General features: G+C 52.1%; 13 protein-coding genes and 1 other annotated feature. Of the genes, 12 read left to right on the top strand and 1 reads right to left on the bottom strand.

Annotated features, from left to right (window positions below; translation table 11 throughout):
• Positions 1-12 precede the first annotated feature (12 nt).
• Together QZQ08_RS01480 and QZQ08_RS01485 are read left to right on the top strand one after the other, a co-directional pair.
• Positions 13-1,038: a glycosyl hydrolase family 18 protein gene (locus QZQ08_RS01480; RefSeq protein WP_296326903.1), complete on the top strand. Its 1,026-nt coding sequence runs from the start codon at positions 13-15 to the stop codon at positions 1,036-1,038.
• Between the two features lie 3 nt (positions 1,039-1,041).
• Complete coding sequence (locus tag QZQ08_RS01485; RefSeq protein WP_296326905.1) at positions 1,042-2,679, top strand: polysaccharide deacetylase family protein; 1,638 nt, start codon at positions 1,042-1,044, stop codon at positions 2,677-2,679.
• 56 nt (positions 2,680-2,735) lie between these two features.
• On the opposite strand, the gene ygiD is transcribed toward QZQ08_RS01485, so the two are convergent.
• Positions 2,736-3,503 carry a 4,5-DOPA dioxygenase extradiol gene (gene ygiD, locus QZQ08_RS01490; protein ID WP_296326907.1) on the bottom strand — a complete coding sequence of 256 codons (768 nt, stop codon included), beginning with the start codon at positions 3,501-3,503 and terminating at the stop codon, positions 2,736-2,738.
• Positions 3,504-3,641: 138 nt separating this feature from the next.
• Between ygiD and QZQ08_RS01495 the strand changes: the two genes are divergently transcribed.
• The 10 genes from QZQ08_RS01495 (at position 3,642) to QZQ08_RS01540 (ending at position 12,983) form a co-directional block, all read left to right on the top strand.
• On the top strand, positions 3,642-3,971 hold the full coding sequence (locus tag QZQ08_RS01495; RefSeq protein ID WP_296326910.1) for a helix-turn-helix domain-containing protein: 330 nt from the start codon (positions 3,642-3,644) through the stop codon (positions 3,969-3,971).
• An 85-nt stretch (positions 3,972-4,056) separates the two neighbouring features.
• Positions 4,057-5,070, top strand: coding sequence for an alpha-hydroxy-acid oxidizing protein (locus QZQ08_RS01500; RefSeq protein ID WP_296326912.1), 1,014 nt, complete (start codon positions 4,057-4,059; stop codon positions 5,068-5,070).
• A 5-nt stretch (positions 5,071-5,075) separates the two neighbouring features.
• On the top strand, positions 5,076-6,404 hold the full coding sequence (locus QZQ08_RS01505; protein ID WP_296326914.1) for a TrkH family potassium uptake protein: 1,329 nt from the start codon (positions 5,076-5,078) through the stop codon (positions 6,402-6,404).
• Positions 6,405-6,414: 10 nt separating this feature from the next.
• On the top strand, positions 6,415-7,074 hold the full coding sequence (locus tag QZQ08_RS01510) for a TrkA family potassium uptake protein (RefSeq protein WP_296326916.1): 660 nt from the start codon (positions 6,415-6,417) through the stop codon (positions 7,072-7,074).
• Positions 7,071-7,862: an RNA methyltransferase gene (locus QZQ08_RS01515; protein ID WP_296326919.1), complete on the top strand. Its 792-nt coding sequence runs from the start codon at positions 7,071-7,073 to the stop codon at positions 7,860-7,862. The genes QZQ08_RS01510 and QZQ08_RS01515 overlap by 4 nt, the downstream gene beginning before the upstream one ends.
• A 61-nt stretch (positions 7,863-7,923) precedes the next feature.
• Positions 7,924-8,137, top strand: a binding site (T-box leader).
• A 33-nt stretch (positions 8,138-8,170) separates the two neighbouring features.
• Positions 8,171-10,975: an isoleucine--tRNA ligase gene (gene ileS / locus QZQ08_RS01520; protein WP_296326920.1), complete on the top strand. Its 2,805-nt coding sequence runs from the start codon at positions 8,171-8,173 to the stop codon at positions 10,973-10,975.
• Between the two features lie 132 nt (positions 10,976-11,107).
• Positions 11,108-11,398 carry a metal-sensing transcriptional repressor gene (locus tag QZQ08_RS01525; protein ID WP_296326921.1) on the top strand — a complete coding sequence of 97 codons (291 nt, stop codon included), beginning with the start codon at positions 11,108-11,110 and terminating at the stop codon, positions 11,396-11,398.
• 31 nt (positions 11,399-11,429) lie between these two features.
• A complete protein-coding gene (locus QZQ08_RS01530; RefSeq protein ID WP_296326922.1) occupies positions 11,430-11,630 on the top strand; it encodes a heavy-metal-associated domain-containing protein in 201 nt (66 codons plus the stop codon).
• A gap of 70 nt (positions 11,631-11,700) precedes the next feature.
• On the top strand, positions 11,701-12,321 hold the full coding sequence (locus QZQ08_RS01535; protein WP_296326924.1) for a flavodoxin family protein: 621 nt from the start codon (positions 11,701-11,703) through the stop codon (positions 12,319-12,321).
• A 215-nt stretch (positions 12,322-12,536) separates the two neighbouring features.
• Positions 12,537-12,983, top strand: coding sequence for an OmpH family outer membrane protein (locus tag QZQ08_RS01540; RefSeq protein WP_226828427.1), 447 nt, complete (start codon positions 12,537-12,539; stop codon positions 12,981-12,983).
• The last annotated feature ends 42 nt before the right edge of the window (positions 12,984-13,025 follow it).

Genomic DNA, 13,025 nt, shown 5'->3' on the forward strand with positions numbered 1-13,025 from the left:
AATTGCTGCCCTATGATCAATTTTCATCGATACCGCTGGGTTTTCTTGCTGGCCTTCATGGCCCTTTTAAGCCTAGTGGGCCCCACCCGGGAAGGCATGAGTGCCCATTTGTCCCTTTCGGCATGGATCACCTATTGGAACCGGGAACAAGGGGAAAAAGAAGCTCAGGTCCTTCAGGACCGTCTTCAGGACATTTCATATTTTGCCGCGTATTTCAATGACCGACAGGAATTGGTTTTCCCGGAGGGGTTCCAAAAACCGCCGCTTGCCGCAGATCGGGCCTATTTGACCATTGTCAATGATGTGGTCTTCCCTGATGGGACGAGTCGCTTGAAGGATACGGAGCAACTGGCCAGTCTTCTTGCGACGGGAGAGCGCCGCAGAAAGCATGCTGCCTCCATTCTTGATCTTGCGGAAAAACATGGTTTTTCAGGCGTGGAAATCGACTATGAGACCCTGTGGAAAAGGGGAGATACCCGTCTTCAGGAACACTTCCTGCGCTTTCTTTCCGAACTGGAAAAGCAGGCTTCACGGCGTCATCTCAAGGTCCGTGCCGTCCTGGAACCGTCGGCGCCATTTAGCGCCCCCTTCCCGAAAAACATTGAGTATGTTGTTATGGCCTATAACCTTCATGGCCCCCACAATGGCCCTGGACCCAAGGCCGATCTTGCCTTTATTCGCAGGACAATCGGGAAGATGAACGCCCTTACAGGGGAGGCTTCCCTTGCTTTTTCGCTGGGAGGTGCGGTATGGAAGGATGGAAAAGAAGGCCGTTTTCTTTCTGAACAGGCGGCAGCGGCCCTCGCCGAACAGTACGGTAAGGTTCCCCAACGGGATGCAGCCAGCGCGGCCCTTCATTTTTCCTATGAAGCCGATGGACACACCATGACTGTTTGGTACGCTGACGTTACGACCCTTGAAGCCTGGATCCAAGCGGCTATGGAAGCTGGCTATCCCCACGTTTTCCTGTGGTCCCTTGGGGGCAGCCGTGATCTTTCACACCTTGCTTCCAGTAAAGCGGAGGGAGGGAAGGAGTAAGCCGTGAAGAAACTCATCTTGCTGTGCCTTTTCTGTCTGTGCATAGGTTTTTCTTCCCTAAGCAAAGCCGAAAAGGCTCTAAGCATCATTCCAACAACCAAACAAGCCGTCATCTTTACTTTTGGCGGTCTGCAGAACGCCCAAACCGTAGCCGATGTACTCCAGCGCATGGATGAGGAAAAGCTGCGGGGTACCTTCTTTGTGACAGAGCGGGACCTGCGGGAAAATCAGGGAACCATCCGCATGATCAAAGGCCATGGCCAGGAAATTGGCATAGGGCTGCGTCCTGGGGACGCTCCCACACGGGAAGCGGTCAAAGGGCAGCTGGAGCGCATCAAGACGCGTCTCCAAAAAGAATACGGCGTGACGCCAACCGTGGTGCGGCAAATGTATGGTCCTTCCTCGCCCATCATTGAAGATGCCGCCCGTGAGATGGATCTCACACTGGTGGGACAGACACGCAATGTGGTCCTCACCCGGCTCAAAGACGCGGCGTCAACGGATGAAATCATGAACGCTGTCTTCAAAAAATGGGACCTTTCCCTGGGCCGGGGCCAGATTCTCTATTTCCGTCTGGATTTTCTTTCGGATCCCACCCTCATTGGCAAGGTCATGACGAGGATCCATAAGGAAAAGGTCGACACCAATACGTACCGGACCTTCCAGGACCAACCGGAAGCAAATCCTCGGAACGATTCGGCCTACCAAGTCCTTTCCGTCAGCGACGTCCTTAGCGATACGGCAAAGCGCTGGACCTATCCCGTTCCCAAGGACCGGATTCCTGAGGCACTCCAGCCGGGAACCATTGCTTATCCTGTGGACCGGCGGAATTTTTCCAAGGTCTTTTTATCCCACTATATCGGCGCGCCGCAAGTTGATGATAAGGACCGGATGTACGGCCTCGACCAGGATGTGATCCGCAAAGCCGATAAAAGCGGCGTCATCAAGACGGCTCCTGAACGAACCATTTTCCTGACTTTCGATGATTGGGGAACGGACAATACGATCAATCAGCTGCTTTATGTCCTTCGCAAACATAACGTGCCGGCAACCTTTTTTATCATTACGCGCTATATGCCGAGCAATCCAAACCTGCTGCGGGCCATTGCCGAGGAAGGGCATATCATCGGAAGCCATACGGACCTTCATGCCGCCATGGCCTTTCGGGATAAAAAAGGAAAGATTGTAGAATCCCAGGACCCAGAAGCCTACGCGGAAAATGTGGCTGAGGCCTATCGAAAACTGGCAGAAACCGTGGGCGATGTCAAGATAGGCGGCCGCTATAGCCTTTCCCGCCTTTTCCGTCCGCCCACCCTTGCCATAAGCGAAAACGGGGCCAAGGCGCTTTTTAACACAGGCTATACCTATTTGGTCTCTGGGTATGAAAGCACTGAGGATTATGCCGCCCACAGCCTTTCCCAACTGGTAGGGGCCATCAAGGCGGGCATCTATACACCTCAGCAAACGGTCCGCAAAGGATCCATCATCATCATGCACATGAGCGGTACGGCCCGTTTTACCCCGCAGGCCCTGGATATTGTCCTCACCCAGAATGAACTGCTGCGGGAAGATGATCCCCGAAAATTCAAGGTGGGGTACCTGACCGATTATTTGGTCCCTGGATATGATCAAATGAAATAAAGAAAAACCGTGAAAACAAGCGAAAAAATCGCTCCTTTTCACGGTCTTTTTTGCGATTAGGGGAAAAGATAGCTTGTCATGGAGATGCTTCCCAGGTTGCGGACATGGTTGAAGACTTTTGGCTTTTCCCCTTTGGATGCCCCTAAAAGATACAGAAGGGGTAAAAAATGGTCTGGTGTTGGTGCGGCGTAGGCGGCAAGAGGGTGGTTCCGATAGGTGAGGACGGCTTCATCATCGCGTTCCTGGACCTTTTCCGTAATAAAGGCGTCAAATTCATCAGCCTCTTTGGAACCGTGGGGATTGTTCCAGTCCGTCTGCATCAGGTTATGGACAATGTTTCCGCTGCCCGCAACGACGATGCCTTCTTCCCGCAGGGCGGCCAGTTTTTCTCCGAAGGCGTACTGCTCTTGAGGGGAAAGGGTCCCATCGACACTGAGGGGAACCACTGGAAGGGCTGCATCAGGGAACATATGGACGAAAAGCGTCCAAACTCCATGGTCAATGCCCCATTCTTCCGTCATGATGGCCCCTGTAAGGTCATGGATGCGGCGGGCTGTTCGAGGGTCGCCCGACGCCGGATACTTGACTTCATAAAGAGCTTGGGGGAACCCGTACATATCATAGATCTGTTCCGGTTTTGACGCGGCATTGACGTAGCTGCCCCGAGTGTACCAATGGGCGGAAACGACGGCAATCGCCTTGGGACGGCCATAGTCCGTGATGATCTTTTTTCCTAGATCCGTTAAGATTTTTGTCATTTCGTTATGGTCCAAGGCCAGCATGGGGCTGCCGTGACCAATAAATAGTGCAGGCATTCTTTTCATGGGGGAAACCTCCTCTGTTATTTCAATAAAACGCTATTTTTTAAACTTGCTCTGATTATAATTCCGCTCTATAATGAAAACAAGAACGGTTTTTTGTCTGACTTAGTATGAATTGCTTGACCTTTGGGAGGAAACACCATGAAACACGATGCTTTTGGGGTCTGCCCTTTTGTGACTGCCCAGCGGCTCCTGCAGGGAAAATGGGCCATTATCCTGCTCCATCAGCTCGATGGTGGGACAAAACGCTTTAGTGAGCTGGAACGGGCAACGGGCATCACCCACGCGACCCTTGCTTCCCAATTAAAGGCCCTGGAAAAGGACGGCCTTGTTACGCGCCATGTCTATGCAGAGGTTCCGCCCCGTGTGGAATATGCCCTCACGGACATGGGCCGCCGTTTTGGTCCTGTGCTTGCAAGCATCGAGACCTGGGGAAACGAATACATCGCCTATCTGAGGACGCAAAAATAGGGAAAACGGACGCTGGCGTTTTTGAAGCGAAAAGATTTCCTTGTGGTATAATGACAGTATCTTTTAATGTATGGGGGTTATTTTCATGGACTATAAAGAACTTGTTGAAAATGCACGGAAATGCCTCGGCAAATGCCATGGCTGCCCAATCTGCAATGGCGTTGCCTGCCGCAATACCATCCCTGGTCCTGGCGCGAAAGGGGTAGGGGACACGGCCATCCGCAATTATCAGGCTTGGCAGGACGTCCGCGTCGTGATGGATACACTGTGCGAAAAAAAGGAAACGGATACCCGTCTGTCCCTGTTTGGACATACTTTCTCTTATCCATTTTTTGCCGGCCCTGTTGGCGCGGTTGCCATGCATTACAGCGATAAGTACAATGATGTGACCTATAACGCCCAGCTCGTCCCGGGCTGTGCCGAGGCAGGCATCCTTGCTTTTACGGGTGATGGCATGGACGCGGAAGTCATGCGCGGTGCTACGGACGCCATCAAGGACTGCCAAGGTGTGGGCATTCCTACGGTGAAACCTTGGAATCTGCAGATGATCAAGGAAAAGATGGACCTGGTCAAGGCTTCGGGTGCGCTTGCTATTGCCATGGACGTAGATGCAGCCGGCCTTCCCTTCCTTAAAAAATTCGTGCCGCCCGCAGGCAGCAAATCGGTGGAAGAAATGAAGGAAATCATTGCCCTCATGGACGTACCCTTTATCGTCAAGGGCATCATGAGCGTCAAAGGGGCCGTCAAGGCTGCCCAAGCAGGTGCCGCGGCCATCGTCGTTTCCAACCACGGAGGCCGCGTCCTGGACCAGAGCCCTGCTACGGCCGAAGTCCTGCCGGAAATTGCGGCCGCTGTGGGCGGAAAGGTCAAAATCTTTGTTGACGGCGGAATCCGTACCGGTGTTGATGTCTTTAAGGCCCTTGCTTTGGGCGCTGATGCCGTCCTTATTGCCAGACCCTTTGTCAATGCTGTTTATGGCGGCGGCAAGGAAGGTGTACGCTGCCTTGTTGATAAATTGGGGGCTGAACTCAAGGATACGATGGAAATGTGCGGAGCAGCCACGCTCCGTGAGATTACGGGCGATATGATCCGGAGGTAACTTCTTTGCTGAAAGGAAAACATCTTTCTCCTAACCAAGTGGTTGCCCTGACGTTCCTGGGGCTGATCCTTGCAGGCGCTTTCCTTTTGATGCTGCCCATTTCCCATAGGGATGGGACATGGATGCCTTTTCTTGATGCTTTATTTACAGCGACTTCTGCTTCCTGTGTCACAGGCCTTGTTGTCTGTGATACAGGAAAGGTTTTTTCTCTTTTTGGTCAGTTGGTCATCATTGGGCTCATCCAATTGGGTGGACTTGGTCTGATGCTTTTTGCCACGCTTTTTTCCGTTGCCTTGGGGCGGCGCATCAATCTCCAGGATCGCATGATGATCCAGGCTTCACTCAACCAGAATGACATGAGCGGCGTGGTCCGGATGAGCCTGCGCGTGGCTAAATATACAGCTGTCGTGGAAGGGGTCCTCGGAACGGCCTTGGCGCTGCGCTTTTATCCTCAGTTCGGCCTCAAGGGCATCTATTATGGGTATTGGCATGCCATTTCCGCCTTTTGCAATGCAGGCTTCGACCTTTTTGGCAATTATCAGAGCCTTGTGGCCTATGTCCATGATCCAGTGGTCAATGGCCTTATAGCCCTGCTCATCATTTTGGGCGGCATCGGCTTTGCTGTCATGAGTGACGTGGTCCATACCCGACATTTTAGGGATTACCGGCTCCATACAAAGCTCGTCCTTGTTTCGACCGTGGTCTTGATCGGTCTTGGCGCACTCCTCATCCAGGTCATGGAATTTGATAATGGAAGGACCTTGGGAACCCTTTCGGCCGGCGACCAATGGATGGCCAGTTTCTTCCAGTCCGTTTCTGCCCGTACGGCAGGTTTCAATACCTTTGACCTGATGCAGATGCGCACCCCAACTATCCTTGTCATGGTGCTCCTTATGGTCATCGGGGCTTCCCCAGCCTCAACGGGCGGTGGCATCAAGACGACAACGGCCGCCTTGCTGATCCTTTCTGCGCATCAGGTGCTCTTCCAAAAGCCGGAGTGTGTCATTTTTGGGAGGCGTATTGACCAGGATACCATCCATCGGGCCTTTGCCATTACCACTTTGTCCATCATCTGGATCTTTCTTGCCATCATTGGCATTACCTATCTAGAGGAGACAACGCTTGTAGAGGCCCTATTTGAAGTGGTTTCAGCCTATGCGACGGTGGGACTTTCCAGCGGACTTAGCCAGCATCTTACGGCCGGCGGGAAGGTCATCATGATCCTTTCCATGTATGCCGGACGCGTGGGCATCATGACGTTTGCCATGGCTCTTACGGCCCGCCGCAGGGAAGCCTTGATCCGTTATCCTGAAGAAAAGATCATCATTGGCTAGGAGCATAACTATGAACAAAAAGAAACAATTTGTTGTCTGGGGCCTGGGCCGCTTTGGCGCGTCCGTTGCAGAGACTTTGGTCGGAATGGGCCATGAGGTCCTGGGCATTGATAATGACGAAGAAGTGGTCCAAGAAATGGCCGGCAAGCTGACCCATGTTGTTGTCAGCGAAACCATTGATGAAACGGTGGTCAAAAGTCTGGGCCTGCGGAACTTTGACGCAGCCATCATTGCCATCGGGGACCTTGAACCAAGTCTTCTGTGCTGCATGATCCTTAAGGAAGCCGGTGTGGCAACCATCCTTGCCAAGGCTTCTTCTGAGATCCACGGCAAGATGCTCAAAAAAATCGGCGCCACGTCCGTCATCTTTCCGGAACGGGACATGGGGCGGCGGGTCGGCCACAGTTTGGGCTTTACCAACATCCTTGACTTTGTGGAACTGTCCGACAACATTTGCCTTGTTGAACTGGATGCCCCGGTTGGGGCCGTCGGCAAGAGCTTGGTCGACCTTGATGTACGGCGTCGTTTTGGCGTCAATGTCGTAGCCGTCAAGCATCCCGACAAAAAGACGGAAATCAGCATGGATCCGCAAAAACCGCTTATTGCCAGAGATATCCTTGTGCTCATCGGCAGCCAGAATGATATTGAAAAGCTGAGGGAAGCGCTATGATCAAACGACTGACATCCCTCCAGAATGAAACCGTGAAGAAAGCTGCCAGCCTGCAGCAAAAAAAATACCGTCAGCGGGAAGGCCTCTTCCTCGTCGAAGGGGTCCGTGCTGTACGGGAAGTGCGCTCGTCTGCGTGGACCGTGACGGCTTACTTTTTTACGGACCTTCCTGAGGACTTCCAAAAAGAAGCCCAAACGTCAGACATCCCTTATTATGAAGTGACTGGGGACATCATGAAGAAACTGACCGCAACGGAAGAACCCCAATCGCTGGCAGCCCTGGTCCGCCTTGAGGAAAGGCGCCTGGAAACGGTCCATCCGGGAAAGGGCCTGATCCTTGTCCTTGATGAAATCCATGATCCCGGAAATGTCGGGACCATGATCCGTACGGCGCGGGCCATGAATGCCGAAGGCGTCATCCTGCTTTGCGGGAGTGCCGACCTGTATAACCCCAAGGTGGTACGTGCAGCCATGGGGAACCTCTTCCATATTCCGGTCTTTACGGGGATTACGGAAGACGTCCTTATGGATTTTGCTCAAAAAGAAGGCTGGACCTTGGTGGCGACGGCGCTTGAAGGCGCCGTTGACCTACGGAAGTTTACTTATCCCTCAAAGACGCTCCTCATCATGGGCAGTGAGGCCGAAGGGGTTTCTTCAAGTCTTTTGGAAAAAAGTGCTGCCCGCGTCAAGATTCCCATGCTGGGGGAAGCAGAAAGCCTCAATGTCGGCGTTGCAGCAGGCATCCTGCTCTATGAAGCCATGGTCCAACAGGGTCTGACAGGGAACTGATGTCTCCTTTCCCAAATGATTGACGTACCCAGACCGCGAGTGTATAATATCATCGTATATCGACAATGCAATGAGGGAGACAGTACTTCCTATTTCTGGCAGAGCGATTCAGGGACGGTGTGAGCCTGGACAGAAGGAAATGGGAAAGAAAATCACTCCGGAGCTGGTCATCGAAATCACAGTAGAATGACCCGTTTTATGGCCGTTATCCCATACAAAGTGGCAGGGTAAGCCTGTCATGAGGGTGGTACCACGGGTTAAACCTCGTCCCTTAGGGGACGGGGTCTTATTTTTTGGAGGTGGAGCAAGTGTCAAAAGAAAATGAAGGGTATGGAAGCACGCTGAACCTTCCTGCCACAGATTTCCCTATGCGCGCGGGGCTTCCCAAAAGGGAACCAGACTTTTTAACGTTCTGGAAGGATAAGGATATCTATCAAAAGAAACTGAAGGCCCACGCAGGCCATAAAAAGTTCATCCTTCACGATGGCCCTCCTTATGCCAATGGCAAGATCCATTTGGGTCATGCCCTTAACAAAATCCTCAAGGATATCATCCTGAAGTATAAATATGCCCGCGGTTTTGATACCCCCTATACACCGGGCTGGGATACGCATGGGATGCCTATTGAGCACGCCTGTCTCAAGGAAGTGGGTGTTGACCGTCATAAACTCAGCGCCCTTGAACTTCGCAAGATGTGCCATGACTATGCCCTGAAATGGATCGATATCCAGCGCGAAGGCTTCAAACGGCTTGGCGTCCAAGGTGATTGGGATCATCCTTACATTACCATGAAACCGGCTTTTGAAGCTGAACAGATCCGCGTCTTTGGGGAAATGGCCCACAAAGGCTACATCTATAAAGGCAAGAAGACCGTTTATTGGTGCCCGCACTGCGAAACGGCCCTGGCGGAAGCTGAAATCGAATATGCAGACCAAAAGACGCCGACCATCTACGTAAAGATTCCTCTTTTAGATGCAAAGGGCAAGGCACCGGAAGGCGCCCAGGATAAGAAGATATCCATGGTCATTTGGACGACGACGCCGTGGACCATCCCGGCAAATGTCGCCGTTACGGTCAATCCTGATTTTGAATATGCTTGGGTTGAATACGGGGATGAAGTCCTCATCATGGCAAGCGAACTTGTCGGGAAAGTCGCTGAGGAATGCGGCATCACCTTTGGCAAGGTCCTTGGAACGACGAAGGGCCGCGATATGGAATTCATGGAATGTGAGCATCCTTTCCCTGAATATAACCACCGCAAATCCCTCGTCTGCCTGGGTGACTATGTTGACCTTGAAACTGGTACGGGCTGCGTCCATACGGCTCCTGGCCATGGTGATGTCGACTATCTGACAGGCCTTAAATATCACCTTGATATCCTTTGCCCTGTTGATGAAAAGGGCTGCTATACCGACGAAGCCGGGGAAGCCTTGAAGGGTCATTTTGTCTTTGACAGCAATGGCCTTGTCATCAAGCATCTGGCCGAAACGGGCTATCTGTTGGGCAAGAAAAGCATCCATCACCAATATGCCCATTGCTGGCGCTGCAAGAACCCCATCATCTACCGCGCGTCGGAACAGTGGTTCTGTTCCGTTGATGGGTTCCGTGAAGACGCACTGAAGGCCATCGATCACGATGTCCAGTGGATTCCGAGCTGGGGCAAGGCCCGTATCCACAACATGGTCCGTGACCGTCATGACTGGTGTATTTCCCGTCAGCGCGTCTGGGGCGTGCCTATTCCTATCTTCTACTGTGAAGACTGCGGAGAACCCCTCATCAATCCCGATACGATCAGCTATTTGGCTGCCATCTTCGAAAAGGAAGGCAGCGATGCCTGGTGGGCCCATACGGCAGAAGAACTGCTGCCGAAAGGCACGAAGTGCGCCAAATGCGGCGGTACCCACTTCCGCAAGGAATCAGACATCATGGATGTTTGGTTCGACTCTGGATCTTCCCATCGCGCCGTCCTCAACCATTTTCCCGGTCTTACCTGGCCGGCTGACCTGTACCTTGAAGGCAGTGACCAGCACCGCGGCTGGTTCCAGTCTTCCCTTCTGACGAGCGTTGCGACGACGGGCAAGGCCCCGTACCGTGCCGTCCTGACCCACGGCTATACCCTTGATGGGGAAGGCCGCAAGATGAGTAAGTCCCTCGGCAATACCGTCGCCCCTCAGGATATCATCAAGGATTATGGTGCCGATATCGTTCGTCTGTGGGTTTCTTCCACGGACTACAAGGGTGATGTCCGCGTCTCGAAGGAAATCATCAAACACGTATCCGAAGTATACCGCAAGATCCGCAACACCATCCGCTACATCTTGGGCAATACATCTGATTTCGACGCTGAAACCATGAAGGTTCCTTTTGCTGAAATGGAAGAACTCGACCAGTGGGCCCTCATGCGTCTTCAGGAACTCAAAAAAGACGTCGAGAAAGCCTATGAGAACTATGATTTCCATGTAGTTCACCATGCTATACATGATTTCTGTACCGTTGACATGAGCTCCTTCTACCTTGATATCATCAAGGACCGCCTCTATGCAAGCAAGAAGGATGATAAGAAGCGCCGCAGTGCACAGACGGCCATGTACGAGATCCTCAGTGACCTCATCGTCATGCTCGCTCCGATCCTTAGCTTTACCATGGAAGAAGTGTACCAGTTCATGAAGAAACCGGCAGGCGCTCCGGAAAGTGTGCTCATGCTGGAATGGCCGAAACTCCATGAGGAATATCTGGACCAAGCCAAGATGGAAAAATGGGAACACTTCATTGCAATTCGCGGTGAAATCACGAAGGTCCTCGAAAATGCACGTCGGGAAAAGACCATCGGCCACTCCCTTGATGCCAAGGTGGATCTTTATGCCACGGGCGAAGCCTATGAGCTCTTGAAGCCCTTGGAAAAGGAACTGCCGACCCTGCTCATTGTCTCCCAGGCTGCCATCCATGAAGGAACCGATGGCGGGATGAAGACCGAACGCGAAGACCTGACCGTGGCTGTTGCGGCCGCTGAAGGCGAAAAATGCGAACGCTGCTGGAATTACGATCCCACCGTTGGCAAGGATCCGAACCATCCGACCTTATGTCATCGCTGCATCGAAGTCCTGAGCGACTAAGATAAAAGGCTGCAGGAACCCTTTTTGGGCTCCTGCGGCTTTTTTTCGTCCTGATGAGGGAACCGGTCCTGAAAGAGGACTTGACAGAACGGAAGAAAATGAATACTATATACGTAACGGAGGTATAGTACTATGATGCACGCAAAAACCGAAAGGGATAAAGACTGCCGGGAATACAAGGATCTCATCAAACGCCTTAACCGAATCGAGGGACAGGTGCGGGGGCTCAAACGGATGCTGGAAGAAGACCGTTACTGCGTGGATATCCTGACCCAGGTCAGTGCCATCAACAGTGGGCTCAATGCGTTCAACCGCAAGCTGATGTGCGATCATATCAAATCCTGTGTGGTTAACGATATCCGTGCAGGGGATGATACCGTCGTTGATGAACTTTGTGAAACCATGCAGAAACTCATGAAATGAGTCCATGGTTCTTGGGAAGGAGCCACATAATATGGAAAAAACATTGAATGTCAAAGGAATGATGTGTGCCAACTGCCAGAAACATGTCCATGATGCCCTGCTCGCTATGGACGGCGTTTCCGCTGTTGACGTCAGCTTGGAAAAGGGAACCGCGAAGGTAACGGCATCCCGTGAAATCCCCACGGATGAATTCAAATCCGTCATCAGCGAAGCCGGTTACGAACTGGTTTGATCAACCTGACACCATGAACTGCTGCACAGAGCTGCAGCAGTTTTTCTATCTAAAGGAGAGATCATATCATATGAAAGTCCTGCTTTTAAACGGCAGCCATCATCAAAATGGCAATACGGCACTGGCCCTTGAGGAAGCGGCAAAAGCCATTGAGGCAGAAGGCGTCGAAACGCAGCTGTTCCAAATCGGCGCTGGGGCCATCCGGGACTGCATTGACTGCGGAAAATGCACGGAAAAAGGATGCATCTTCACCGATGATCCGGTCAATGCCTTCATTGCAGAAGCAAAGAAAGCCGATGGATTTATCTTTGGGACCCCTGTTTATTATGCCCATCCGGCAGGGCGCGTCCTGTCCTTTTTGGACCGCGTCTTTTATGCCGCAGGCGGCGTCTTTCGACTGAAGCCCGGCGCCAGCATTGCCGTGGCAAGACGGGCCGGCACGACGGCGAGCTTTGACGTTATGAACAAGTATTTTAGCATTGCGGAAATGCCTGTTGTCAGCTCTACTTATTGGAATGTGGGTCACGGCCTTGCTGCCGGAGACATCCTCAAAGACGCAGAAGGGCTCCAGACGATGCGCAATTTGGGTAAGAACATGGCCTATCTCCTGAAATGCCTTGAAGCGGGAAAAAGAGCCGGTGTCGAGCTTCCCAGGACCAAGCGGGAGGTCTGGACACATTTTATCCGCTGAGGATTTCTTACCCTGATGAGTTGACAGCTTTGTTTCCAAAAAATTTACTTTTTCTGGAGCCGTCTTTTTGAAAGAAATCTGTCCCCTTATCCCGTCAATCGAGCATTGGAGCCGTGATAGCCAAGGAGGCCTGGAAATTGTACATTCCCTTGCATGGCAATATTTGACATGATATAATGCAGGAAGTCGTTCAATTAACGCTTCATGAAGAAAGGATGATTCAATTGAAAAAGCAATTCATGGCAGTCGTCATTGCCCTTTTGGTATGCCTTGGGTATACTGGCGCCATGGTTCCGGCAACGGCCTTTGCTGCCGAAGCAACCATCGGGTATGTTGACCTTAACACGGTCTTTTCCCATCACCCTGATTTTGCCAGTGCTCGTGCTGCCCTGAATCTGGAACAGCAAAAGGCACAGCAGGAATTCCGGGAAAAAGCTCCTAGCCTTGATGACAACGGCAAACGGGCCTTGGACAACACCTTGACCGAACGCATTGCCAAACGGGAACAGGAACTCTTCAATCCGATCCGTGAAAAGATCCTGAAGGCAGTCAGCAAGGTTGCCAAGGAACGCGGACTTTCCACAGTCCTGACGAGCAGTGCTGTTGTTGATGGCGGCACGGACATCACCAAAGACGTCCTCAAAGCTGTCGGCGGAAAATAAAATGAAGGAAGAACCGTTGCTTTGGCAGCGGTTTTTCTTTAT

Source organism: uncultured Acidaminococcus sp. (assembly GCA_900538365.1).
In the GTDB taxonomy this organism is placed as follows: Bacteria; Bacillota; Negativicutes; order Acidaminococcales; family Acidaminococcaceae; genus Acidaminococcus.

Bases quoted from the DNA above. Each gene is read 5' to 3' on its own strand.
- QZQ08_RS01480 (WP_296326903.1), top strand. From the start codon at position 13: ATGATCAATTTTCATCGATACCGCTGGGTTTTCTTGCTGGCCTTCATG.
- ygiD (WP_296326907.1), bottom strand. From the start codon at position 3,503: ATGAAAAGAATGCCTGCACTATTTATTGGTCACGGCAGCCCCATGCTG.
- QZQ08_RS01495 (WP_296326910.1), top strand. From the start codon at position 3,642: ATGAAACACGATGCTTTTGGGGTCTGCCCTTTTGTGACTGCCCAGCGG.
- QZQ08_RS01500 (WP_296326912.1), top strand. From the start codon at position 4,057: ATGGACTATAAAGAACTTGTTGAAAATGCACGGAAATGCCTCGGCAAA.
- QZQ08_RS01510 (WP_296326916.1), top strand. From the start codon at position 6,415: ATGAACAAAAAGAAACAATTTGTTGTCTGGGGCCTGGGCCGCTTTGGC.
- QZQ08_RS01515 (WP_296326919.1), top strand. From the start codon at position 7,071: ATGATCAAACGACTGACATCCCTCCAGAATGAAACCGTGAAGAAAGCT.
- QZQ08_RS01525 (WP_296326921.1), top strand. From the start codon at position 11,108: ATGATGCACGCAAAAACCGAAAGGGATAAAGACTGCCGGGAATACAAG.
- QZQ08_RS01530 (WP_296326922.1), top strand. From the start codon at position 11,430: ATGGAAAAAACATTGAATGTCAAAGGAATGATGTGTGCCAACTGCCAG.
- QZQ08_RS01535 (WP_296326924.1), top strand. From the start codon at position 11,701: ATGAAAGTCCTGCTTTTAAACGGCAGCCATCATCAAAATGGCAATACG.
- QZQ08_RS01540 (WP_226828427.1), top strand. From the start codon at position 12,537: ATGATTCAATTGAAAAAGCAATTCATGGCAGTCGTCATTGCCCTTTTG.